The 21752-nt window shown below is 47.7% G+C and carries 28 protein-coding genes and 1 riboswitch; of the genes, 8 read left to right on the top strand and 20 right to left on the bottom strand.

Going from position 1 to position 21752, the window contains the following annotated elements:
* Positions 1–32 precede the first annotated feature (32 nt).
* The 4 genes from Q9M42_RS12350 to Q9M42_RS12335 form a co-directional block, all read right to left on the bottom strand.
* A complete protein-coding gene (locus Q9M42_RS12350; RefSeq protein ID WP_322526772.1) occupies positions 33–557 on the bottom strand; it encodes a 5' nucleotidase, NT5C type in 525 nt (174 codons plus the stop codon).
* Positions 558–616: 59 nt separating this feature from the next.
* Positions 617–1708 (bottom strand): NAD(P)-dependent alcohol dehydrogenase, encoded by a 1092-nt coding sequence (locus tag Q9M42_RS12345; protein ID WP_322526771.1) that lies wholly within the window; start codon positions 1706–1708, stop codon positions 617–619.
* Between the two features lie 65 nt (positions 1709–1773).
* Positions 1774–2295 carry a GNAT family N-acetyltransferase gene (locus tag Q9M42_RS12340; protein ID WP_322526770.1) on the bottom strand — a complete coding sequence of 174 codons (522 nt, stop codon included), beginning with the start codon at positions 2293–2295 and terminating at the stop codon, positions 1774–1776.
* Positions 2292–3065, bottom strand: coding sequence for an NAD-dependent epimerase/dehydratase family protein (locus tag Q9M42_RS12335; protein ID WP_322526769.1), 774 nt, complete (start codon positions 3063–3065; stop codon positions 2292–2294). Before Q9M42_RS12335 ends, Q9M42_RS12340 begins: the two co-directional genes overlap by 4 nt.
* A 139-nt stretch (positions 3066–3204) precedes the next feature.
* On the opposite strand from Q9M42_RS12335, the gene Q9M42_RS12330 reads away from it, so the two are divergent.
* Positions 3205–3666, top strand: coding sequence for an OsmC family protein (locus tag Q9M42_RS12330; protein ID WP_322526768.1), 462 nt, complete (start codon positions 3205–3207; stop codon positions 3664–3666).
* 29 nt (positions 3667–3695) lie between these two features.
* On the opposite strand, the gene Q9M42_RS12325 is transcribed toward Q9M42_RS12330, so the two are convergent.
* From Q9M42_RS12325 to Q9M42_RS12300, 6 genes are all read right to left on the bottom strand, one after another.
* The gene (locus Q9M42_RS12325) at positions 3696–4268 is read right to left on the bottom strand and encodes a thioredoxin family protein (RefSeq protein ID WP_322526767.1); all 573 of its coding nucleotides are present in this window, start codon (positions 4266–4268) and stop codon (positions 3696–3698) included.
* Between the two features lie 45 nt (positions 4269–4313).
* A complete protein-coding gene (locus Q9M42_RS12320) occupies positions 4314–5063 on the bottom strand; it encodes a sugar phosphate isomerase/epimerase family protein (RefSeq protein WP_322526766.1) in 750 nt (249 codons plus the stop codon).
* 307 nt (positions 5064–5370) lie between these two features.
* Entirely contained in the window at positions 5371–6402 is a 1032-nt protein-coding gene (locus Q9M42_RS12315; RefSeq protein WP_322526765.1) for an aldose epimerase family protein, read from the bottom strand.
* Between the two features lie 494 nt (positions 6403–6896).
* Complete coding sequence (locus Q9M42_RS12310; protein ID WP_091613794.1) at positions 6897–7271, bottom strand: PH domain-containing protein; 375 nt, start codon at positions 7269–7271, stop codon at positions 6897–6899.
* Between the two features lie 60 nt (positions 7272–7331).
* Entirely contained in the window at positions 7332–8558 is a 1227-nt protein-coding gene (locus Q9M42_RS12305) for an ABC transporter permease (RefSeq protein ID WP_322526900.1), read from the bottom strand.
* Entirely contained in the window at positions 8551–9447 is an 897-nt protein-coding gene (locus tag Q9M42_RS12300; RefSeq protein ID WP_322526764.1) for an ABC transporter ATP-binding protein, read from the bottom strand. The genes Q9M42_RS12305 and Q9M42_RS12300 overlap by 8 nt, the downstream gene beginning before the upstream one ends.
* A gap of 256 nt (positions 9448–9703) precedes the next feature.
* On the opposite strand from Q9M42_RS12300, the gene Q9M42_RS12295 reads away from it, so the two are divergent.
* Positions 9704–10891 (top strand): MFS transporter, encoded by a 1188-nt coding sequence (locus Q9M42_RS12295; protein ID WP_322526763.1) that lies wholly within the window; start codon positions 9704–9706, stop codon positions 10889–10891.
* A 36-nt stretch (positions 10892–10927) separates the two neighbouring features.
* On the opposite strand, the gene Q9M42_RS12290 is transcribed toward Q9M42_RS12295, so the two are convergent.
* Positions 10928–11278, bottom strand: coding sequence for a fluoride efflux transporter FluC (locus Q9M42_RS12290; RefSeq protein WP_322526762.1), 351 nt, complete (start codon positions 11276–11278; stop codon positions 10928–10930).
* Positions 11278–11652 (bottom strand): fluoride efflux transporter CrcB, encoded by a 375-nt coding sequence (gene crcB / locus Q9M42_RS12285; RefSeq protein WP_322526761.1) that lies wholly within the window; start codon positions 11650–11652, stop codon positions 11278–11280. Before crcB ends, Q9M42_RS12290 begins: the two co-directional genes overlap by 1 nt.
* A gap of 52 nt (positions 11653–11704) precedes the next feature.
* Positions 11705–11768, bottom strand: a riboswitch (Fluoride riboswitch).
* 79 nt (positions 11769–11847) lie between these two features.
* Between crcB and Q9M42_RS12280 the strand changes: the two genes are divergently transcribed.
* Both Q9M42_RS12280 and Q9M42_RS12275 read left to right on the top strand, forming a co-directional pair.
* Positions 11848–12129, top strand: a complete 282-nt coding sequence (locus Q9M42_RS12280; RefSeq protein WP_322526760.1) for a hypothetical protein — start codon at positions 11848–11850, stop codon at positions 12127–12129.
* Between the two features lie 19 nt (positions 12130–12148).
* Positions 12149–12511 carry a DoxX family protein gene (locus tag Q9M42_RS12275; RefSeq protein ID WP_322526759.1) on the top strand — a complete coding sequence of 121 codons (363 nt, stop codon included), beginning with the start codon at positions 12149–12151 and terminating at the stop codon, positions 12509–12511.
* A gap of 49 nt (positions 12512–12560) precedes the next feature.
* Here the strand turns inward: Q9M42_RS12275 and Q9M42_RS12270 are convergent, their stop codons facing one another.
* The 5 genes from Q9M42_RS12270 to Q9M42_RS12250 form a co-directional block, all read right to left on the bottom strand.
* Entirely contained in the window at positions 12561–13169 is a 609-nt protein-coding gene (locus Q9M42_RS12270; RefSeq protein WP_322526758.1) for a VanZ family protein, read from the bottom strand.
* A gap of 122 nt (positions 13170–13291) precedes the next feature.
* Positions 13292–15277, bottom strand: coding sequence for a penicillin-binding transpeptidase domain-containing protein (locus Q9M42_RS12265; protein WP_322526757.1), 1986 nt, complete (start codon positions 15275–15277; stop codon positions 13292–13294).
* A 68-nt stretch (positions 15278–15345) separates the two neighbouring features.
* Positions 15346–15666: a YrhK family protein gene (locus Q9M42_RS12260; RefSeq protein ID WP_322526756.1), complete on the bottom strand. Its 321-nt coding sequence runs from the start codon at positions 15664–15666 to the stop codon at positions 15346–15348.
* Positions 15667–15747: 81 nt separating this feature from the next.
* On the bottom strand, positions 15748–15957 hold the full coding sequence (locus Q9M42_RS12255) for a hypothetical protein (RefSeq protein WP_322526755.1): 210 nt from the start codon (positions 15955–15957) through the stop codon (positions 15748–15750).
* 40 nt (positions 15958–15997) lie between these two features.
* On the bottom strand, positions 15998–16738 hold the full coding sequence (locus Q9M42_RS12250; RefSeq protein ID WP_322526754.1) for an alpha/beta hydrolase: 741 nt from the start codon (positions 16736–16738) through the stop codon (positions 15998–16000).
* Between the two features lie 198 nt (positions 16739–16936).
* On the opposite strand from Q9M42_RS12250, the gene Q9M42_RS12245 reads away from it, so the two are divergent.
* Complete coding sequence (locus Q9M42_RS12245; protein ID WP_322526753.1) at positions 16937–17746, top strand: alpha/beta fold hydrolase; 810 nt, start codon at positions 16937–16939, stop codon at positions 17744–17746.
* Positions 17747–17786: 40 nt separating this feature from the next.
* Here the strand turns inward: Q9M42_RS12245 and Q9M42_RS12240 are convergent, their stop codons facing one another.
* Together Q9M42_RS12240 and Q9M42_RS12235 are read right to left on the bottom strand one after the other, a co-directional pair.
* On the bottom strand, positions 17787–18641 hold the full coding sequence (locus Q9M42_RS12240; RefSeq protein ID WP_322526752.1) for an NmrA family NAD(P)-binding protein: 855 nt from the start codon (positions 18639–18641) through the stop codon (positions 17787–17789).
* A gap of 12 nt (positions 18642–18653) precedes the next feature.
* Positions 18654–18983 carry a tRNA-binding protein gene (locus Q9M42_RS12235; RefSeq protein WP_322526750.1) on the bottom strand — a complete coding sequence of 110 codons (330 nt, stop codon included), beginning with the start codon at positions 18981–18983 and terminating at the stop codon, positions 18654–18656.
* A 115-nt stretch (positions 18984–19098) separates the two neighbouring features.
* Between Q9M42_RS12235 and Q9M42_RS12230 the strand changes: the two genes are divergently transcribed.
* Positions 19099–19482 carry a hypothetical protein gene (locus Q9M42_RS12230; protein WP_022793292.1) on the top strand — a complete coding sequence of 128 codons (384 nt, stop codon included), beginning with the start codon at positions 19099–19101 and terminating at the stop codon, positions 19480–19482.
* Between the two features lie 238 nt (positions 19483–19720).
* A complete protein-coding gene (locus Q9M42_RS12225) occupies positions 19721–20461 on the top strand; it encodes an SDR family oxidoreductase (RefSeq protein WP_022793291.1) in 741 nt (246 codons plus the stop codon).
* A gap of 47 nt (positions 20462–20508) precedes the next feature.
* On the opposite strand, the gene Q9M42_RS12220 is transcribed toward Q9M42_RS12225, so the two are convergent.
* Positions 20509–21219: a YqjF family protein gene (locus Q9M42_RS12220; RefSeq protein ID WP_322526749.1), complete on the bottom strand. Its 711-nt coding sequence runs from the start codon at positions 21217–21219 to the stop codon at positions 20509–20511.
* Between the two features lie 148 nt (positions 21220–21367).
* On the opposite strand from Q9M42_RS12220, the gene Q9M42_RS12215 reads away from it, so the two are divergent.
* Positions 21368–21658, top strand: a complete 291-nt coding sequence (locus Q9M42_RS12215) for a hypothetical protein (protein ID WP_322526748.1) — start codon at positions 21368–21370, stop codon at positions 21656–21658.
* Positions 21659–21752: the final 94 nt, after the last annotated feature.

The raw sequence follows: 21752 nt of genomic DNA, 5'->3' as shown, positions 1-21752 counted from the left end.
CTTCGATTCTCAATTTCAGAACAAGGCAGTCTTTAGGTTAAAAAATAGCGCCGAATGTCTTCCCAGTGATCGACTCTTGTATAAGCCGTGTCATAAACATTATGAGGAGCAGTGTACAAAATCCCTTTGCCGGCAAAGCGTTCGAAGTGTCTGGCATTATCATCTATCAAATAATCGGCATGAATGATGCTTTTATCGCCGCAGAATACAAAATTCATGTCTCCCAAAAAAGATAGGTTGTCTTTCAGCCACTCGTATTTTGCCGCAAACGATGGCGGAAATTCCATTGCTGCTGTTGTAATAAACACTTCATATTGTCTGGCGAGCTGCCCGATCACCTCCGGTGCACCGTCCATGATCTGCAGATGACGAAAAAAAGAAGGCTCGTAGAAATAAGCTTTAATCTCATCATGAAGCTCCGGGTGCAGGGCCTCCAGCTTCATACCTCTAAGGTCTTCAGCCGTAACACTGTATCCGTAATCCCTGTTAAACCTATGTAGCAGCGTCGGCAGCGTATTTACCGTTACTTCATCCATATCAATCGCTATCCGTTCCATGTGAAACCTCCCCTTTTACATTAAGAAGAAGCCGCGCAAATCTGCGCAGCTTCCGTCTGTTATTCAAACGTAATCACTGGTTTGATCGTTTTGCCCGCTTTCATATCTTCAAGGGCCTGCTCCAGATCTTCAAATGGATACATAGTAATCAATTTATCAAAAGGAAATTTGCCCTGCTTGTAATATTCCACAAGCATCGGAATAAACAGCTTCGGCACGACGTCTCCCTCTACGACACCTGACATGGTTGCATTTGGCACGATGAAGTTCTGATGCACGTGAAATTCAGTATCTGCGCCAGCACCGACGACGGCTGACTCCCCTTTATAACGGAGCACGTCCATCGCCTGTTTTGCAAGGGCAGCCACTCCGGTGGATTCAAGCGCATAATCTGCCCCTCCATCGGTCCATTCCTTCACTTTTTCAACAACGTCTTCCTTTTTACCATTGATTGTATGCGTTGCTCCAAGCTCTTTCGCCAGCTCCAGACGCTCCTCATTGACGTCTACGGCGATGACCTGCAGAGCACCGGCGAGATGTGCGGCCATAACGGCACTCATGCCGACTCCTCCGCAGCCAAAAACGACTAACGTATCGCCAACGCCTACATTCAAACGGCTGAGAACTGTGCCTGCACCAGTCTGGACACCGCAGGCTAAAGGACCAAGCAAACGGATATCTACGTCTCGGCGGACTTTTACTACATTATTGACGGGGGTCACAGCGTAGGTTGCAAGTGACCCCTGTCCGAACAAAGAAGACACTTCACTGTCTTCACTGTGAAGACGGCGGGTGCCGTCGTTCATGGTGCCGCCAAAATTCAGGGCATTAAAATTTTCGCATGCCCCGGGATGTCCTTCGCGGCAGTTACGGCACGTTCCGCAATGCGAAAATGTGATAACCACATGATCACCCGGCTCTACATCCTCGACCCCTTCGCCGACCTTCTCCACCACGCCTGCTCCTTCATGTCCTAATGCAATCGGAAGCGGCGTTGGAATCTCCTGCTGCTGCACACCGAGGTCGGTGTGGCAAATACCGGCTGCAGAAATTTTCACTCTTACTTCCCCTGTTTTTGGTTCATCGAGTTCTGCTTCTGTATGCTGAATGGCGCCAGCTTGTTCACTGACGACAGCTGCCTGAATTTTCATTGTTATCCCTCCTGCTTCATTGTTCCCTTATTGGCAAAAACAGAAACAGAGCCTGACGGCTTGTGTTATTTTAAAAAACAAACCATCCAGTGCTCGTCATCGTATCCGTCTTCTGTTTTCATCGCTTCTTTTTCTGTCGAAAAAACAGAAAATCCGCAGGCTTCGTACAGGCGGACCGCGCGTTTATTTTTACTCACTACGGTTAACTGCACCTGTTCCACCCCGTCTTGGTCTGCCTGCTTCAAAGCAGCCTTTACGAGCCTGCTTCCAAACCCGTATGCCCTGAACGAAGGCTTTACATACATAGCGAGAATCGTCGCTTTATGCTGAAGCTTCTGCATTTGCATCGGGAGCAGAGTGATGACACCCGCCAGCTCGCTTCCGGCCTCGATGCCCCATGTAAAAGACCTTCTCCCCTCCAACCTTTCTTTATATTCTCTAACCAGGTCCGGCTTCTGTCTTTCCTCTTCCAGGGTCGAAGCAAAGGCCTCCGGGCTCTCCTCCAGGGCCTGCATCCGGAGCGCTGCGTATGCTTCAGCATCTCCGCCTCCTAAAACCTTCAACTCTGCTTCCTGCACCTGTCTCACCGCCCGTTCTCTTTTCCGAAGTCCTTCGCCGTAAAGTCTCCTCCTTTTTTTGGATGACTCCCTGCCTCCACTTCACCAGCGTAGTCTTCTGCATTCTCTCGTGGCACGTAGCCAATTTCTTTTGCCCGGGTGTTTTTAAATTTCGCCCGGGTGTTATTTGAAATGCCGTAAACAATCAGATACTCAGGCACTGAACACGTGAGCGCTGCTTCAAATAATCGCTCTGCATCACGGGGGCTGAACCAGTTTTCCAAATCGTGTTCGGATGCCGGCCGGTCCTGAAAATTACAGATACGCACCCCAATGCCTTTTAACCCAAATTTGTCGTGATAATAACGACCGAGCGCTTCCCCGTAGGCCTTACTAACCCCGTAAAGTGTGTCGGGCCGCACTGGTGAGGCTTCGTCCATCCACTCATCCGCCGGATAAAAGCCGACTGCATGGATACTGCTCGCAAAAATCAAACGTTCCACGCCGGCCTCAGCCGCTGCCTCCATTACATGAAACGTGCCTTTTATATTCGCCTGCTCAATGGATTCAAAGTCCACCTCAACCGGTATGCCTCCCAGATGGATGACCGCATCCACCCCGTGCATCAGATCGCGGACCTCTGCTTTATTCGTAATATCCGCTTCCATGAATGTTTCTTCGCTTGTTAAATCCTCCGGAGTTTTCGTGTCTGTCAGCACAAGATCAAAACGCTTTGACAGGTAGTTTCTCAGCACAGTGCCGATTGTACCTGCAGCTCCCGTAAGTAATATCTTCTTCATATGTAAGCCTCCCTTTCATGTCATATTCTTTTATAGACCTTTTCCTTTTATTTGAAACCTACGGCAGGCACTTTTTTTGCTTTTCCTTTTTCTATTTTTTATCCTCAAGGAAAGACTTTATATAAAGAAGGGATAAGCTATGGCTATCGAACACTTCCATTTAACGGCGAATTGGCCCGGAGGCCGCAATGCCGTCGGCTCTATTGATGCCGGTCAGCTGAAAACGAATATTTCCATTCCCGAAGAAATGGACGGACCGGGCGTTGGCACAAACCCTGATGAAATGCTCCTGGGCGCTGCAGCCACATGCTATATTATCACGCTCGGCGCCATGCTTGAACGGGCGGAGCTTCCGGTCGACTCCATGGCTCATACGAGCGAAGGACGCGTAGATGTTACAAACGGCGTGTTTACGTATAAAGAAATCATCCATCGCCCGGTGATCACCCTCGAAGCCGGCGCTTCCGACAAACAGATGGAAAAAGCGCAGAAGCTTATCGAAAAAGCGGAAGCAGGCTGTATGATTTCCCGGGCCCTCCAGGGGAACGTGGAGCTTACGCTCGAACCAACGCTCCGCCGTACAGATAAAGCCCGTACCTGAAAAAGGCACGGGCTTTTTTATGAAAATTGTCAGCACTGCTCGAGCAGATTGGTGAGTTCGTATACGACCAGCCGCTGATAGTCGGCATCGTCGCCGTATCTGGAAAAAATACTTTCGTATGCTGCCGAGCGTTCATCCGCGTACGTTTCATCGTTTTCTGTCAGGCCGAGGCTTTTGAAATGCTTCATCGGCTCCTGGATAAAAGCGGGTCTCGGTCCCCAGCTGAAATAAACCTTTCCGTGTTCATCAGAAACTACCACTTTTGGCACCGACGTGCCACCGAGCGTCCGGAATTGATCGATAAAATCCGGATGATCCTCCTGAATAAACACTTCCACTGGAATACCTGCTTTTCGCATCACTTCCACGATTACCGGAAAGTTCCGGTGCACATCCCCGCACCAGTCGGATACAAGAATAGCGCAGTGCAGATCATCCCGCGACTGCAGGGCCAGCAGCTTATCCTCGGGGTGATGGTTCCAGGAAAAAGCAGCCTGCCACGGCTCCATTTTCTCCCGGTAAGTGGGGCGCATGCGTTCAACAAACTCATCTACGGCCAGACCATGGCCTGTTTTATCTGAAATATCAAATGCGGATGGCATAATTATCATCCTCCTTGATAGTCCTCTACCTCAGCCGCCGTTTCTTTAAACAAATGTATCCTGGATGTAATTCATGCTTATCTGCACACTTTCAAGCGGCTTACGCCTCGAAGCGTCCTGCTCCACAATCTGCCAGGAAGCCCCGGCTTCCTCTGCTTTTTTCATAATTGCCTCAATATCCATTTTCCCTTCGCCAAGCTCAGCAAAAAATTCCTCGCTGTCTGCGGTCATATCTTTAATATGCACAAGCGAAAGCCGGTCCCTGAGTTGTTCCATCCAGGTAAAAGGGTCTTCCCCCGCCTTCTGCACCCAGTATGTATCAAGCTCTACCTGCACGTGCTCCGGTTTCATTTCCTCAAGCATCATTTCAAACGGCAGCCGCCCTTCGAGCGGAAGCAGTTCAAAATCATGGTTATGATACGAAAACGTGATGCCTTCCTTCCGACATGCTTTTCCGATCCTGTTTAGTTCCTTTGCCGTCTGCTTATAAGCTTTCAGACTCGAACGTTTTTCTTCTTCGAGATATGGACACACAATGTGGCGGCATCCAAGCGCCAGATGCTTTTGTATTACGCCGTCCAGGTCATCCTGCAGCTGTTCGAGCGGTACATGGCTCGAGACTATCCGAAGGCCAATATTCTTCATTGTCCCCGCGAGCTCCTCCGTACCGAAGCCGCCGCTCTGACCGGCCAGCTCCACCGCTTTGTATCCCATGGTTCTCACCTGCTGAAGTGTTCCGACAAAATCCTCTTCAAGCTCATTTCGAAGCGTGTAAAGCTGCAGTGCGATGTTCATAGATTCATCTCCTTTTGGTAAACGTTTACATATAGTATATACGGTTTTGCTGCTCTACACAAAAAAGCCTCCGGAACAGGAGTCCGGAGACCTTTCTCATTAAGCTTTTTTTGCTTTGGATAAACCGTTTCTAAGGCCCGTCATTTCACAGAACGACTCGTATTCCGCATTCCAGGCAGTATGCTCTTTTGGGGAAAAGGTGTTTACGTTTACTGCTTCGCGGATATATCTGCGCGCTTCGTGACGGTCTTTATAGTTGATACTACCGACTAATCAGAGCTTTAACTGCAGAATTTGTTCTTCATGTTTATCGGGTGCTTAACCGAAAAATCGTAGAACTTTTGAAATGCTGTTTTGCATTTAAATATGCTGTCGGTTTACCTAAATGAGCAAAGTCCACCGGCATCTGCTGGGTTTCGATGCAGATGCCGCGGTGCTTTTCTTTAGGACCCTCTTCAAAATCCTGTTCAGGCACGTTGTTTGATGTATATACTACAGCCCCCGGCGCGCTTGTGATAATATCAAGTCTACGTCCCGAGGCTTCATCCCATACATTTACCTGCGGTTCTTTTCCTTCTTCAAGAATGAAGAAATGGTCAATGCCGCCAGCTACATCACGCACCTGCTCATGGGAGCTGTCGATATGTTCGCCAAGCGGCTTACTTCCGTTTAGTTCAAAGGGCGTTCCTGCCGTTGGCAGCAGTTCCCCTGTAGGAATCAGCTCCCTGTCAAGCTCCAGTACATCCGATGCGTGAACCTCAGCATACTGTTCTGTGACCGGACGCTTATTATTTCCACTCAGGTTTATGTACATATGCTGGGTCGGGCTGAACCAGGTATCGGTATCTGACTCTCCTTCGTATTCGACGGTAAAATCGCCGCCGGCCTCCACAATGTATGTGACAGAAGCCTTCACGTCCCCGGGATAGCCATCAGTACCGTCTGTTCTGCTAATCGAAAAACGCAACCATGCCTGCTGTTCATTTTCGCCGGGCTCTGCTTCCCAGTAAACATTGCCAAAACCGCTGTCTCCTCCATGCAGATGATGCCGCCCCTCGTTTGTGGTAAGAGTATGCTCACTGCCTTCAGCTGTCATCAGCCCTTTCTTTATACGTCCGGCGACCGGACCGACAACTGCACCGAGAAAAATACTATCCAATTCGTATTGCTCCGGCCCGGCATAGCTGAGCAGAATATTTTCTTCTATTCCGTTACCATCCTTCGCCCATATCCGCTGAATTCTCGCCCCGAAGTTTAGCAGTTCGACCCGTGGACTTTTTCCTTTTTGGATTACCCACTTTCGCATTTTCCGGTTCTTTAATTCTATTTCCTGAAGCATAACTTTTCCTCCTAATACAACACGAGCTTAAGCTGTGGTTGTTTTTAAAAGCTCTCTTTCGACATAATAGATTTCAAACACTTTCATGTCCACGGCCGTATGTTAAAAATGCGGAAGCACGAATAAGAAAAGCCCACTCGCAACGAATGCCTCGTGGATGTTTGAACAATATCTTGGCATGCACATTTATTTGATGCACATATTAATATGTATAGTCATTATAACTTTTTTTTATCCCAATATACCATAATGCTTTCATTTAGATATTTCTTCCCGAAGTAAAGCACAGCTTCATTTATACTAGTTTGTACTTCATTTGACTTGCTTACAACGAAATAGCTGCCGACTGCTCCTTGTTCTGCATGATGCACCTCCATCTTTGTGAAAATTTGATATTGCTTGATTTGTGTGGATTTAATTTTGTATATCATACCCTATGTACTTTTCTGTTTTAAAAAGAATCCGGATGCCCAAAAGGCATCCGGAAACCTCTATTACAGCACGTACTTACTCAGTGCACGCTGGACGTCAAAGATATTGTCATCGTTTCGGAAGGTCTTGGATACAGGCTCTGCAGTGCTGCCCACCCATATTTTTAATTCACTGTCCAAATCAAACGTGCCGGCAGTTTCTACGCTGTAGTGGGTAATGCTCCGGTAAGGAACTGTGTGGTATTCCACCTTTTTCCCGGTGACTCCCTGCTTGTCGATCATAATCAGACGCTTGTTTGTAAATACCATTAAATCCCGGTACAGTTTAAAAGCACTTTCTACCTGTTCGCCTGCCGTTAACCATTCCCGAAGTTCTTCCTCTACCTTTTTCGAATCCGCTTCAGAGGCGTTTCCCATCAGTGCATCAAACAATCCCATAGTACGATCGTCTCCTTTTCCAGTATGCATAAGATGAATAGATGCTACACCTTTAGTGTATCACTTTTTACGGGCAAGCTCCCGGGCCTGCCTGACCCTTCTGCTAAATGAATCACCGCTGTAAACGAGGACACTCCCACGGTACAGACGAACGCTGAACCAAGCCGCCGCTGCTACCAGAGCAAGAGTGAGTCCGATGCTCAGGCCCATCTGCCACCACGGCACGTCTAACGCATTCGTTCTCACAAACATTGTAAACGGAGTGAAAAAAGGAATGAAGGAACTCGCAGTCACGAAAATATTCCGCGGAGCAGCGAGTCCGAAGTTCGACAAAACAAATGCCCCTACGAGCAGAAATGTGAGCGGCTGGCTGAAGTTCTGGACTTCTTCCGTTTTGGCTGCCATCGATCCGACCATAGCGTACAGCGTGCCGTAAAGCACGATGCCAAGAAGCAGGAACACGACGGCATATATCCACGTGGAAACAGCGGCTCCGCCAGCCGAGCTGATAAGCGAAGTGATGTCGTCCAGGCTGGCCGCGTTCACATAAATCACTGCCGTTACCGCCACGAGGGCCATTTGGAAAAGCCAGATGGCTGATACTCCGAATGCCCGGCCGAACAAATGCTGAACTGGCGAGGCACTCGAAATAAGAATTTCCATCACGCGCTGCTCTTTATCCTTGGCAATCTGCATCGCGATCATGATTCCGCACATCAGCGAATAAATATAAATGATAAAAACCACCGCATAGGACAGAAGATTGAACCCTTCTTCGGAGGAGGACTCCCCGCTCCCGCCACCTCCCTCTGTGCTCTTTGCAATCTGTACAGATGAAGTAATATTTTGGACTTCTTCGCCTGTAATACCGAGTTCTTGTGCATATTGCGAGACGTGCGCCTGCTGGATTCCCGCAGAAAGGGCGCGAGTCGTGTCTGCCGTGTCTTCATCGGTATATAAATTCCCATTATATCCGCTTTCGCTATTTTCAAAGAGCAGGTAGCCGTCTGTTTCCCCGTTTTCCCATGCGCTTTCTGCCTGCATTTCCTGATCATACGGCACAAGCTCTACACCGGCCGCTTCCCCGGGCAGCTGAAGAGAGTCACTGTCGTTAACGACAGCCAGGCTGCTGATATCAGCTTCCCCGTCTTCGAAAAAGTCGATAATTCTGGGCAGACTCAGGGCGATAAGCACGACAAACAGCATAACCGCCGTTGATACAATAAATGATTTTGCGCCTGCCCGTACCCGGAATGTATGAGCAAAGATTCTCCACGTATTACGCATCGCTTTCACCTATTTTCTCTTTGAAAATCTCTTCGAGCGACGGGGGCTCCATCCGGAAGATGCGTACGTCTCCATATGTAAACAGCTGCTGCAGAATATCCTGAGATCTTGCTTTTGTGTCCGTATAAATGTGCATTTTTTCTCCAGATACACGCACCTCCCGCACCCCTTCCCACATCCTGACCTCTTCCGGCGGGCAGGGAGCTTCAGCGACAATACGGTTTTGGTCCATGCGCTCCTTGATTTCCCCGAGGCGTCCGCTCAAAATATCCCTGCCGTTTTTAAGCATAACGAGCTTGTCGCAGATTTCTTCCACGTGCTCCATGCGATGACTCGAAAAAATGATAGTCACTCCGTCCCGGCGCAGGTTCTGAATGGCTTCCTTCAAAATGTCGGTATTCACCGGGTCGAGCCCGCTGAACGGTTCATCAAGAATAAGAAAATCGGGGTGGTGGACGAGTGCAGCGATCAGTTGAATTTTTTGCTGATTGCCCTTGGAGAGCGTGTTTAATTTCTGCTTTTTTTCCTTCTCAAGCTCGAACACCTCGAGCCAGTAAGCCATCGAAGTCTTTGCTTCTTTCTTGTTCATATTTTTCAGTCCCGCCAGAAACTGCAGCTGCTGCTCCACCTGTTCTTCCGCAAACAATCCCCGCTCTTCCGGCAGGTAGCCGACCTGCTCAAGCGGCAGATGATGGACTTTTTTGCCCTGCCATTCCATCATTCCGTCTGTCCGCTCCATCAGCCCGAGCAGCATACGGAACGTAGTCGTTTTTCCAGCTCCGTTCTGACCGATCAAACCGAGACTTTCTCCGGGCTGAATGGAAAAAGAAAGCTCATCAACAGCCTGCTTTTCTAAAAATCGCTTCGATAAATGATTTACTTCAAGCATATACGACCTCCTCCGTGGAATGAAAACCTCTCCTCCATGATAAATAATATAACATCCATTTTATACCATTAATTACTAAATAATCTTTTTCGAAGACAGACCCTGGCATTAAAATGTTCGACAAAAAAAGCCTTTTCCCTTTGTTATTGTTTACTGAAATTAAAGGTAAGCGCTTATCTTTCAGATGAAATTAGTTTATGATGGAAACAATTGCTTTTTGCGCAAATGATTGATTTTTTACATAAGGATGATAGCTATGACCATTACAAAGCGTGATCACGCGCTTTTTTTAACTGCGGTTTTTTGTTTCTGGTTCGCTACCTATGTGTACGTGCCGGTATTTAGCCTGTATTTGGAAAACAGCAATTTCACCTACACCGCGATCGGTATTATTCTTGGCGCCTACGGAGCAACGCAGGTGCTGTTGCGCTACCCTCTCGGCATTCTTTCTGATGCTTTGAAGGGGCTGTTGAAAAAACTGCTGATCGTTGGGTTTGTCAGTGGGTTCATCAGCGGCGTGCTACTCGTCTTATCTGACTCTTTTGCAGCGGTTTTTACCGCCCGGCTGCTTGCCGGGGTGACCGCCTCGATGTGGGTAATGGCGACAATTATGTATTCCCGTTACTTTTCTCCTGACCAGTCCTCGAGAGCAATGGGCGTTTTGCAGCTTTTAACGGTTTTCACCCAGTTTATCAGTATGATGTTCAGCGGCTACCTGGCTGATTTATTCGGGTTTACAGCGCTGTTCTGGATTGCTTCAGCCTTTTCTCTTATCGGCATCGGATTTACGCTTTTCACAAAAGAAATTCCGGTACAAAGCAAAACTGGGCCGTTGAAAATTCGTTCTTTAATCAGCCGTACTCTTCGGCTGCATGACCTGCGCTGGATTACGTGCGCGAGCTTTATCGGTCACTCTATTATTTTCATGACGATTTTCGGCTTCACCCCGCTGTTTGCGTCTTCGATAGGCGCTACCGAGCGGACGCTGGTTATTATTTTTATTGCCTTTTTTGTTCCGCACCTTTTAGCTTCTTTGTTTTTATCGTTTTACACCGTATCGGTCCGTGTGCACAAGCCGCTCCTTTACGGCTCCTTTCTCACAGGGGCAGCAGCGCTTGTGTGGATGCCGTCGACCTCGTCTTTATGGGAGTTGAGCATGAACCAGGCAGTGCTTGGACTCGCTCTTGGAATTGTGCTGCCCCTGCTTTTGGGAATGGCCGTCCAGGTAAGCCCCGGACCGCTGAAAGCGAGCGCAATGGGATTTTACCAGTCATTTTACGCTGCCGGAATTCTGCTCGGCCCGGTTGTCGCAGGCTCTGTCGCCGAACAGCTCTCCCTGTCCAGTGTTTTTTATTTTGGGGCACTGCTTGCACTCGCTGGGTTTTTCATTACCCGGCTGATCCGTTTTCATGTTCAGACAGACGAGGAAAATTCCCCAGTTTGAATCAAAAGCCGTTTCCCGGGCAGGAAACGGCTTTTTTCACCCTAAGAAATACCCGGCCACCGCAGCCAAAATCCCCAGCACATAGCTTCCAACTCCGTATAATAAGGCAGTTTTCCCTTCACCCGCTTCTATTTTTTGAATGATTTCCATATTAAAGGTTGAAAACGTCGTAAAGGCCCCTAAAAAACCGATGCCAATGCCCGTTGTTTCTGTAATTCCGGCTTCGCGGGCAACGATCAGGCCGAGAACAAACGACCCCGATACATTCACAAACATCGTGCCAAATGGCAGTACCCGGTGCCATCCGTTCTCTTTGGACCACGACACCAGAGCGGCGCGGGCAGAAGCCCCAAAAGCCCCTCCAAGAGCGACAAGCATCCATGTCATCAGCTTTTCCTCCTTCCTGCGCGGTAACCAATACCTGCAGTTACAAGTCCGCCTGCAGCACTGACCAAAACATAAATCCCTGCTGCAAGCAACGCATCATTTTCGATTAACTGAATGGTTTCCACACTGAACGTCGAAAAGGTGGTGAAAGAACCAATAATTCCTGTACCTACTACAGCCTCCCACATAGACGGCCGTGCTTTTCGCTGTATAATCCTTGAGGTAAACCATCCAAGTAAAAAGCATCCGGTAATGTTTGCGGCCATTGTTCCCCATGGAAATACACCGGGAGCCGCTGCAAACAGCCGGTCTACAAGGTAACGCAGCAGACTGCCAACAGCCCCGCCAACTGCCATCCATACGTACAGTCTCATCTCTTTTCCTCCTTATTTAACGCAAAAAATCCTGTCTGTGCACGTATCCCGTGGACAGACAGGAGTCATCAGCTCTTTTCAGAACGGTTTCGGCGAACTCCATCGCCATCTTTTCTGCACCAGTATACCATAATCCTACACCAGGATTGATATTTTTATGAACAGGGAAAACAAAAATCAGGGGGCGTGGTCGCTATGTTTATTGTCTTTCAGTTTATTTTAGTTTTTCCTTTTCTGCTGCTGTTATTCATTGCTCTGATGATCGGATTGAAAGAAGACGTCCGTACATTAACCTTTACCAGGCAGCAGGTAGAAGAAGACACCTCCGGCATCATGTTCGTCTTCCATGCGTTCGAAAAACGGGTGCACGAATGGACAAGCTCCCTATCCCCTTTCTGGCAGAACGTTGTCCGCCGCCTTGTTTTTCTCGTCCTCGCTCTTCTATGTACAGGGTGCATCTATCTCATTTTATTTTAATACAGAAAGGATACTTATCATGAAACGATGGCTTCTTGCAGCAATTCTTCTTCCTGCCGGCATTCTGCATTTTACTTCACCGGAAAAATTTGAACGCATTCTGCCGCCAAAAGCCCCCTGGAGAAGGGCCGCAGTATATGGCTCCGGCGCAGCAGAACTAGTTTTAGGCACAGCTTTTACAGTGCGGAAATGGAGTAAATATGCCGGCAGACCAGCAGCCATCTTCTTTATACTTATTTTCCCGGCTAATGTGTATATGGCTGTCAACAAGATTCCTTTACGTCCAAACGGCAGAGCCTATCCGCTTTTATATTGGCTGCGTCTTCCTCTGCAGCTGCCATTAATCCAATGGGCACTTGCATGCAGCAGAAATGAACGATGATATACAGAAGAAGCCGCCGTCTCACAAAAGAAGAACGGCGGCTTTTCATTTACAGTTTTTTGGCTGTCGCCGAGCGGTCCCTCGGGGCAATGGCAGGCGGAAGTATCGGTTTGTTCTGCTTTCTTCGCATACGCCGGTAATACTTAAATATGGCGTAGCCAATCATCGCACCGATGGTATTCAAAATGATCGAATCAATATCAGCCACTCTCGTCGGGTAGCCGATAATTAAGTTAATGCCAAACTCCATGAGCTGTATGGAAAAGGATAAAAGCGTGCCGATGGCAAAGGCCCAGATAAAGTGAATATCGTCACTAATCAGTATGCCAAAAAAGATCGGCAGCAGCAGGTACAGTAAAATCTGTCCTCCTATTACACCTAACCATGTACCTTCCTGGAACGACTCTACAATTGTATAGAACGGTAGAAACTGATAATATTCCCCCAGCTGAAGGCCTGGTCCGAGCGATCCTTCATAGGGCGCCGGAATCAATGTAAAACGAACAATCGTTGCCAGGTAGATCATAAATACTGCAGCCAGAATCTTTCGCCCAATCGGGTCATGGCTGCGCCGGAACCAGAAAAACAAAAATGTTATTACAATCAAAATTAAACCAATGGTGATCCATAAAAACGGATCAATAAAAAGTCCTGTCATTCTTTCACCCCCTCGTCTGACGTACAAATATATTCTGTTTATCCAATACCCGTAATTCGTCTGATATATGAGAAAACAACTAAATTTTTTCTTTGCCTATCCATGACAATTCAGTGAACCGATTATTCTTCAAACAGCGGCTTGGTCTGCTCTACCACATATTCACTACCGCCGCGGTCTTCGACGTTTTGAATCATCGAAGTAATCAATAAGTCCTCCTCTTCATTATCGTATGCCACAAACCAGCCGTTTTCCGTTCCTTCTTCTTCCCCGGCCTGCTTCAGCTCCGCCGTGCCGGTTTTGCCTGAAATCGAAATATTGTCATTCACAGGTTCATACGCAGAGCCGCGGTCATCCTCCACGACGCCTTCAAGGCCTTCCTGAATCGTCGAAATACCGCTTTCAGGTACGACATTTTCCTCCCAAACTTCCCGGTCAGAAGAAGCGAGCAGCTGTGGGGCAAGCATGTCTCCCTCATTCGTAAAGGCTGTAAATGCCGAAGCCAGGTGAACCGGAGACATCTGCATCTGCCCCTGGCCGTAGCCGGTGTCAGCAAGCAGCACTTCAGAATCGAGACCATCCGAAGCAATCGTCGACTGTCCTACTGGGAAATCGTATGGAATCTCCTGATCAAAGCCGAAGCCTTCCAAACCAGTGGTGAAATCTTCTTCTCCAGTATTCAACGCTGTGCGTGCAAAATAAATATTATCCGACGTAATTAACGCCTCGCGCAGGTTCACCTCACTCAATGCATCATCCACCCGGGTCACTGAATAGCCGCCCCAGGAGCTGTCAGGCTGCCACTCAAGGCCTTCGATTGTCATTTCTTCATCCGGGGTAATAGCTTCATTACTCAGTCCAATCGAAGCTGTAATAGGCTTCACCGTTGAACCGGGAGCGTACGTGCTGTTGAATTTAGCAGCACGTGGACGGTTTTCACTGTCATTGAAATCATTCAGCTCATCCTCCGGCCAACCGTAAATGTAGTTATTTGGGTTGTAGGAAGGAGCACTGACCAGTGCCCGCGTATCGCCGTTCTGCGGATCCAGTGCTACTGTAGCTCCCACATCCTCCTCTATCTGCTCGTAGGCACGCTCCTGCAGCGACGTATCGATGGTCGTCTCCACATCTTCCCCGGCGACCGCTTCTTCCTCTGCAATCACGTCTTCTTCCGAAGTAGAGATCAGCATGCCCGGCTCACCGCGCAGACGGTCTTCATACACATATTCAAGCCCGGTCTTGCCGATTTCGGATGACTGTGTGTACGTGCCGCCCCGTTCTTCAAGCTCTTCTCCTGAAATATTTCCAGTATAGCCTGTTAAATGAGCAGCGGCCTCCTGCTCCGGATAATACCGCTGGTTTCCGACTTCAGAAAGCTGAACTCCTGGCAGATCCTCCACTGCTGACGCCGCTTCTTCATCATCAGGAGATAGTGTCTTTACCGGCACCGAACTCTCGTCTGAAACCCAGTCCTGGTCGAGCGCCCCGGTAATATCCTCTTCCGGCATATCCAGTTCTTCTGCAATAGTGGAAATTGTATCATCCTGCTCTTCTCCCATACTGCCAGGCACCAGACTTACTCTGGTCGTTTCCACATTCGTTGCAAGTGGATCTCCACCTTCCGCCAAAATTTCCCCGCGTTCCGGCTCCGTCCGTTCTGCATTTACCGTCTCTTCCCATCCCAGTTCTTCAAATATGTACGAAGGAGACCAGTCCAGCTGCCATTCTTCTCCGTCTTCTGTCTCTTCAAGCACCCAGGAGGCTTCACGCTCAAAGGAGACATCGCCCGCGCTCGTTGTCATGCTCACAGAGAAAGGGAGCACCGTTTCTTCTTCACCTTCAGCATCTTCGCCGGCCTCTTCGGTTTGAATATTCAGTTTTTCAGCATTTGTTTCCTCGTAAATTGTTTTATGCTTCTCTATAAATGTTTCCTCATCGATTTGTTCGCGCGCGTCTGAACTTAAATACCCGTACATTTCTTCGAAATTTTGGTTGTTCCAGGCATCCGTAAATTCCTGCATTTTGTCATCCGCACTCTCGCGGTTATTACAGGCACTAAGCCCTCCAAGGAGTACTATGGCGCCCGCTGCTGCAGCCATTTTTTTCATGTTTCCCCTCCGTTCTCCATTTCTACAGCCATATTTTAACATAAGTCAGCTTCAGGCGCCGTATTCGGCTACAGCTTATAGGAACGACTTCCCTTCCGTATACGGCCAGCCCGTGCCCCCTGCTGCCTGGCATACTCTTTTCTCTGTTTTCTCACTCTGGTTACATGAACCTGGTGAGTCAACGCTATGACCGGACGGATAAACATCTGCAGGCTCCCGATCACAAACAGCCAGGTGCCGTAAAATGTGGTCGTCTCTGAGAAAAATAAAAAGCTCCCTGCTACAAAAACGAGAGCAAGCAACAGGTCATTGATATGATAAATCAGCTGATATACTTTTGTAATACGCAATTCATAGCCGCCAAATACGAGATCAATATTTTTCCCCAACATTTTCACTCCCTTTCACTCACTGTTCTTCCCTCTCTTCCGCCCCCATAACATAAAAATCACCCGCAGCAGCGCAGGTGATTAAATATAGAGCGAGAGAAACCATATAAAAGCAAGAAAACCTGTCAGTACAAACCCGTTACGAACAATTTTTGCCTGGCGTGCATTTTTATTTTCACTCCGGTTGAACTTTCCCCTTTGATGCACCCAGAAAAGCGTTAAATAAAAAATCAGGCAGAAAATAACAACCGCCGGCATAAGTATGGACCGAAAAAAAAACTCTGCTTCCATTCCCAGCTCCTCCATGTGTGCCTTTTCTCTTACTATACTGCTAATACAGGGGCGGAAACAACCATGTACAGGCTGCAGGAAACTGGGAAATGAAATACTTTCTTTCGTGCATAGCCTTCGGTTTTATATGGAGCGACACCTGATTTTCCAGCTGCTTTCGGAGGAGTTCATACATCATTTGCGTTCTCGGCACCATGTAGGGTTCAATAAGCGGCTGCCCGCTCCCTTCCCACTCTCCCACATACAGATATACGTAATGGCGCAGGGTAAGAGAGAGTCTATCTTTAATAAAAGACCCCATCCCTTCATACCACAGCGAAGCAGAAAGCAGGCCGACCTTATGGAACACGTGGGGATACAGATCAGCAATATAAATTGAAACAAGCCCTCCAAGTGAAGCTCCAATCAACCCGGTATGTGAAGCCTCTGTTCTCACCCGGTATTTTTCGTTAATATACGGACGGATACCATTGGTCAGAATGTATGCGTATTCTGTACCTAGACCCTTAAAATCCGGATGGTGCAGAAATAGTGCCTTTGAAGGCCACGGTGTGTATTCATGAATACGGCTTTTCGGTTCCACACCAACCATTACTACCGGCTGCATATACCCGGCCTCCATCAGAGCTTCCCACACACTGCCCGACTCCCGGAATAAATATGCCCCGTCCTGAACATAAATAACAGGATAACGCTTCTGTTTGTTACGATGGTAATCTAGAGGCAGGTATACATATACATCGCGGTCCATAATCTGATGGTGAACGATTGTTCCTCTCATGACCTGCCTCCTTTCTGCTGTATTCTTCCAATTATTTCTTTTTTACCAGTGGCTTTTGTCTCATTAGCAACAGGTTAATTGAAAAAGATTATCATTGTCAAATGAAGCGCACAAAGTTTATCACGCAGCCAAAAAGGGTATTTTAAGCTATCTTGATTATTATAATATTTTTAGCCAGTGAAGGAGGATTTGCTTAGAATGGGACATTATGTAGCTGTAGAAGAAGATGTGCACATCTATGTAGAGGATATCGGTGAAGGAACGCCGGTCGTTTTTATCCACGGCTGGCCGGTCAATCACAAAATGTACGAATATCAGATCAATGAACTGCCAAAGCACGGATACCGGTTTATCGGCATCGACCTCCGCGGCTATGGTCAATCCGACAAGCCTTGGAGCGGATATGATTACAATCAAATGGCAGACGACGTTAAAGGAGTCGTTGACGCCATGGGGCTCGACAGCTTTGTTTTGACCGGTTTTTCCATGGGAGGCCCGATTGCTCTTCGCTACATGGCCCGGCATAAGCAGCAGGGAGTTTCTAAATTACTTCTGCTTGCACCGGCGGCTCCAAGCTTCACGCAGCGGGAAAACTTTCCGTACGGCATGGAGAAAAAAGACGTCGATGGCATCATTGATAACCTGAACACCGACCGCCCAAAAATGCTCGAGGATTTCGGAGGCATGTTCTTTGGCAGCGACGATGTTTCTGATGTATTTAAAACTTGGTTCCACGGCCTGGGAATGGAAGCCGGCAGCTATTCGACGATCCATTCAGCAGAAGCGCTGCGGGATGAAGATTCCTTTGAGGATCTTTCTTCCATCACGGTACCTGCCGAAAGCTTTCACGGGAAAAACGACCAGATCTGCCCATACGAATTTTCCGGTGAGCTTCAGAAAGGAATCAAAGACTTGAAGGTCGTTCCTTTCGAAAACAGCGGCCACGGTCTGTTCGTAGATGAAAAAGAAAAGTTCAACCAGGAACTTTTCCGCTTTCTCAAAGAGTAGTAAAACGATCAACGGACACGCAGGCAGCGTGTCCGTTTTTCTATGATAAGTGACGCTCGAGATAAGACCTCAGCATTTCCGGCGGTTTTCCGGTAATTCTTTCTACGTCCGAAGTAACCTCTCCCATCAAACCCATGGAGGCCGCTTCATACAGAGAAGCATTCACCCTTCCAAAGCCGAATCCGTCATCGTATGTCCGGGCAAATTCCTGAACCTTCATTGGTTCATAACGAATGCGTTCTCCTGTAGTGTTGGAAAGCAGTTCACACAATTCATCCATCGTATACGCCTGTGTACCGGTCAGCGTGTAAATGCCTTCGTGCTTTCCGGCTGCTGCAGCTGCAGCAGCTATAGCCTTAGCCAGATCCCTTCTCGGAATAAAGGAAATAGCTCCTCTTCCCGCGGGATAAGGCAGCCGTTTAGTCCGGACCAGTTCCTCCGTGTAAGAAACCAGCGGGTCGGCATACACCCCGTTGCGAATAATCGTTCCGGCCATTGGGCTCATGGCAATACGCCGCACAGCATAGCCAAAGAACGGGCTCATATGGAAGGGATTGTTCCAATGGTCTGCCATGAATCCGATAAACATAAACTGCTTCACTCCAGCCTGTTCCGCCGCTTCGACAGAAGTCTGAAATTCTTTGATCCGCTGTTCGGATGGGTGCGTAATGCTTGGGATGTAAAGCACAACATCTGCATTGTGAAAAGCTGCCGCCTGTTCTTCAAACGAATAGTAATCCATCTTTTCTATGCTAACATTCTGCTCTCTGAACACCGCTGCTTTTTCGGGACTCCGCACTCCCAGAGTCACCTGTTCTTTTGGCACCAGTTCGAGCAGTTCTTCCGTTACTTTTTCCCCGAGGTGCCCCGTGGCTCCCGTAATAACGTATTTCATTCCTTCACCCTCTCAGCCGATTTTTTCTCCGATATTTGTTTCGTGATCTGTTTGCAGAAGAGTCACCCCTTCGTCCGTATAGACGCCCAAAATTAAGCATTCTGAAGTGAATGAAGCAATTTTCATTGGAGGAAGATTTACAATACCAATCACTTTTTTCCCTTCCAGGTCTTTTATTTCATATAAATCTGTAATTTGAGCACTGGACTGCTTTACTCCCACTTCTTCTCCAAAGTCTACCCACGCTTTATACGCCGGCGTTTTCGCCTCTGGAAATTCTTCGACTTGTACAATCTTTCCTACTCTGATATCCAGGTCGTGAAAATTTTCAATAGAAGCCATCGAAATACCCTTCCTTTCTCTACTTTGATTATGTATCATCGTATCATAAGCGGTTATATTATTTGTAATATCCTGGTACATTTTTGGCCGGGAAACTCATTCGAGGTGAATTGACGTGCGGCGTTTTCTAACATTTTTACTCGGAATTATTTTAGGTGCCGCCATGAATATACCTATTATCAGCATTGCCCGTTTTTCTGCTGAATTATTTATCGGGCAGGGGTACTGGCTGATCGGCATTGGGGCATCGGTTGTCCTGTGGCTTGTATTTAATCTTCCGTTCATTCAATGGTTTGCTGCTTTTGCTGTGCGTTGGAGATGGATGAACCGTATTGGCATTGGCCTGCTGATGATCGGTGTAGTCACTATGTTCCAGTTGAACAGCGGTGAACTGTTCTGGTATTACATAGAAATTGGAATCATCATGGCCGCTTCTCTCTGTCTTCTGGTCCAGATTATTTTCACTCCAAAGAAAAGACCCCCACATGTAAAGTCGTAAGCTTCCGGCAGAGAGCCGGGAGTTTTTTAATTCTCGAACAGAGAACCAAAAAATTGTACGGCAGAGCCCCGGGATTTTCCTTTCGTGGACCTTTCGCAATATATTTTTGCTTTTTAGAAAAAATTGGATGATTGAATCCATACACAACGGGTATCATATATTCCGATGCCACTTATTATTTTAAAGTAACTAACGTTATGGCAGAAACAGCTTATAGAAAAAAGGAGCGATACACGTCATGACAGAACTTCAGGGTAAAACGTTTATTATTACAGGAGCAAGCAGCGGTATTGGCAGAGCAACGGCTAAAAAGCTTGTCGAAAACGGCGCTAACGTAGCACTTGCCGCCCGCCGCCTCGAACGCTTAAACGAAATTAAAGAAGAGCTTTCCGATCAGCCTGGCGAAATCATCGTCAAAGAGACCGACGTTACTTCCCGTGAACAGATGGAAGAGCTCGGACGCGAAGCAGTAAATCACTTCGGCAAAGTATACGGCCTCTTTAACAACGCCGGCTTAATGCCGCTTTCTTTATTGAAAAACCAAAAAGTCGATGAATGGGACCAAATGGTGGATGTAAACATTAAAGGTGTCCTTTACGGCATCAATGCTATCCTTCCGCACATGATTGAAAATAACGACGGCCACATTATTTCCACATCCTCTGTAGCTGCCCACCAAATCTTCCCTGGCAGTTCCGTATACAGTGGTACGAAGTTTGCTGTGAAGGCTATCATGATGGGCTTAGAGCAGGAGGTAGCCCAAACTAACATTCGTACGACTGCCATCTCCCCAGGCGTGGTTAATACAGAGCTGACTGAAACTATTACTGATAAAGAAGTAATGGAACAGTTCGATTCAGTACTGAACGTGCAGCAGCTGAATTCAGAAGATATTGCAGAAGCAGTATACTATGCACTTACCCAGCCGGCTCACGTGGACGTCAATGAAATTGTTGTTCGCCCAGTGGATCAGCCGTAAAATCATGAACGTATTTAAGCCTCTGCTCCGTATTAGGAAGCAGAGGCTTATTTTTTTCGCAGTCTTGCAGCTCCTACACTTACGCCGGGGCTGACCATAACATGAGCAGGATGGCCGTCTGAATGGCCGAATCCGCCGGCTGGGAGCAGCCCGTTTTCCTCTTCTTCATACTCCCCTTGATACAGCTTCCACGGTTCGTGTACTACGTCCCCGTACCATATCTGTCCTTCTTTGGACGTATAAAAACGATATCTTTCAGCAAGCCAATTTTCGAGCGAGCCAGCTGCAGACGGCAGCTGTTCTCCTGTGGCCCGGTACCTAGCACGAAATCGCACGTTTCCCGATCTCCGGTGGTGATTCCAGTACGTCCAGCTTTGATGACGGCGGATCGAAAAGCGTGCCTGGTAGTACGGTATAGCAAAATTCCTTCGTGCTATCCAAACACCGAGCGGAGACGCAGCATCTAAATTATAAAAATAAATACCTGGCACCCCGCCTACACGTACATACGTACGCAGGTTCAATTCCGGGAAGTCCAGTCCAGTTCCTCCTGGTAGAAAAAACGGGCGGATATCATACATTGAAAACGAAACCACGCCTACATACGCCTTCCCCCGGAACGTATCTACATCCATACGATCCGGCAGAGTGCGGGCCACTTCCACGGGGTCTTTTTCCCAATGTGCAAACAAGGCGTCTCTCCATTTCATGCGTATCAGCTGTGGCTTTTTCATCTCTGCCCCTCTCTTTCTCTTCATTTTATTCCACCCAATATACTACGGTTTGCCGCTGCTTTAAACTTAAATGGCTTCAGCTGTACTATTTTTCCCTGCTTCTTATTTTCCTCTCGAACAGGGTTTGTGATACATTGAAGGAAGTTTATTCTTCGTAAAGGAGCTTATATATATGGAAGACGCCAGAATGAAAATGTTCAGCAGCATGCTTTTAGCCATTTCTGCATTACTCGTTATCACCACTGATATTCTTCTGATTGTTACAGCCATCGTAGTGGGCGGCGGTATTTCGTTATACGTTTATGCCGGCCTTGTTATTAGCGCTCTGTGGGGCGTTGGCCTGGCGGCTCATCTTAAAGCCCAGAGCCGTATAAGCTTTCTTATCTTTTTTATTTTAACGGTTCTTCTGCTGATCAATCTGTTCAGCGGCATTTTAACCGGGCCAGCAGTAGAATTTTCATAATAAAAAGGCCGCTCGCACGGCCTTTCAGATTGTAGACAAAGGCCTCCGAAATTCATTTTCGGAGGCCTTTGTTTGTGCCATTGAGGGAAAAAGA

Source organism: Marinococcus luteus, assembly GCF_034497705.1.
In the GTDB taxonomy this organism is placed as follows: domain Bacteria; phylum Bacillota; class Bacilli; order Bacillales; family Marinococcaceae; genus Marinococcus; species Marinococcus luteus_A.
The sequence above is the reverse complement of the archived record's forward strand: the minus strand, read 5'-3'. Positions and strand labels throughout refer to the sequence as shown.

Excerpts from the sequence above, each read along its gene's own strand:
- Q9M42_RS12265 (WP_322526757.1), bottom strand. The coding sequence starts at position 15,277 with ATGAAAAAAATGGCTGCAGCAGCGGGCGCCATAGTACTCCTTGGAGGG.
- Q9M42_RS12310 (WP_091613794.1), bottom strand. The coding sequence starts at position 7,271 with ATGGGATTGTTTGATGCACTGATGGGAAACGCCTCTGAAGCGGATTCG.
- Q9M42_RS12250 (WP_322526754.1), bottom strand. The coding sequence starts at position 16,738 with ATGAGAGGAACAATCGTTCACCATCAGATTATGGACCGCGATGTATAT.
- Q9M42_RS12295 (WP_322526763.1), top strand. The coding sequence starts at position 9,704 with ATGACCATTACAAAGCGTGATCACGCGCTTTTTTTAACTGCGGTTTTT.
- Q9M42_RS12345 (WP_322526771.1), bottom strand. The coding sequence starts at position 1,708 with ATGAAAATTCAGGCAGCTGTCGTCAGTGAACAAGCTGGCGCCATTCAG.
- Q9M42_RS12235 (WP_322526750.1), bottom strand. The coding sequence starts at position 18,983 with ATGGCTTCTATTGAAAATTTTCACGACCTGGATATCAGAGTAGGAAAG.
- Q9M42_RS12325 (WP_322526767.1), bottom strand. The coding sequence starts at position 4,268 with ATGCCATCCGCATTTGATATTTCAGATAAAACAGGCCATGGTCTGGCC.
- Q9M42_RS12245 (WP_322526753.1), top strand. The coding sequence starts at position 16,937 with ATGGGACATTATGTAGCTGTAGAAGAAGATGTGCACATCTATGTAGAG.
- Q9M42_RS12330 (WP_322526768.1), top strand. The coding sequence starts at position 3,205 with ATGGCTATCGAACACTTCCATTTAACGGCGAATTGGCCCGGAGGCCGC.
- Q9M42_RS12305 (WP_322526900.1), bottom strand. The coding sequence starts at position 8,558 with ATGCGTAATACGTGGAGAATCTTTGCTCATACATTCCGGGTACGGGCA.
- Q9M42_RS12280 (WP_322526760.1), top strand. The coding sequence starts at position 11,848 with ATGTTTATTGTCTTTCAGTTTATTTTAGTTTTTCCTTTTCTGCTGCTG.
- Q9M42_RS12270 (WP_322526758.1), bottom strand. The coding sequence starts at position 13,169 with ATGACAGGACTTTTTATTGATCCGTTTTTATGGATCACCATTGGTTTA.
- Q9M42_RS12335 (WP_322526769.1), bottom strand. The coding sequence starts at position 3,065 with ATGAAGAAGATATTACTTACGGGAGCTGCAGGTACAATCGGCACTGTG.
- Q9M42_RS12350 (WP_322526772.1), bottom strand. The coding sequence starts at position 557 with ATGGAACGGATAGCGATTGATATGGATGAAGTAACGGTAAATACGCTG.
- Q9M42_RS12225 (WP_022793291.1), top strand. The coding sequence starts at position 19,721 with ATGACAGAACTTCAGGGTAAAACGTTTATTATTACAGGAGCAAGCAGC.
- Q9M42_RS12220 (WP_322526749.1), bottom strand. The coding sequence starts at position 21,219 with ATGAAGAGAAAGAGAGGGGCAGAGATGAAAAAGCCACAGCTGATACGC.
- Q9M42_RS12320 (WP_322526766.1), bottom strand. The coding sequence starts at position 5,063 with ATGAACATCGCACTGCAGCTTTACACGCTTCGAAATGAGCTTGAAGAG.
- Q9M42_RS12290 (WP_322526762.1), bottom strand. The coding sequence starts at position 11,278 with ATGACATGGATGCTTGTCGCTCTTGGAGGGGCTTTTGGGGCTTCTGCC.
- Q9M42_RS12255 (WP_322526755.1), bottom strand. The coding sequence starts at position 15,957 with ATGGAAGCAGAGTTTTTTTTTCGGTCCATACTTATGCCGGCGGTTGTT.
- Q9M42_RS12215 (WP_322526748.1), top strand. The coding sequence starts at position 21,368 with ATGGAAGACGCCAGAATGAAAATGTTCAGCAGCATGCTTTTAGCCATT.
- crcB (WP_322526761.1), bottom strand. The coding sequence starts at position 11,652 with ATGAGACTGTACGTATGGATGGCAGTTGGCGGGGCTGTTGGCAGTCTG.
- Q9M42_RS12315 (WP_322526765.1), bottom strand. The coding sequence starts at position 6,402 with ATGCTTCAGGAAATAGAATTAAAGAACCGGAAAATGCGAAAGTGGGTA.
- Q9M42_RS12275 (WP_322526759.1), top strand. The coding sequence starts at position 12,149 with ATGAAACGATGGCTTCTTGCAGCAATTCTTCTTCCTGCCGGCATTCTG.
- Q9M42_RS12240 (WP_322526752.1), bottom strand. The coding sequence starts at position 18,641 with ATGAAATACGTTATTACGGGAGCCACGGGGCACCTCGGGGAAAAAGTA.
- Q9M42_RS12300 (WP_322526764.1), bottom strand. The coding sequence starts at position 9,447 with ATGCTTGAAGTAAATCATTTATCGAAGCGATTTTTAGAAAAGCAGGCT.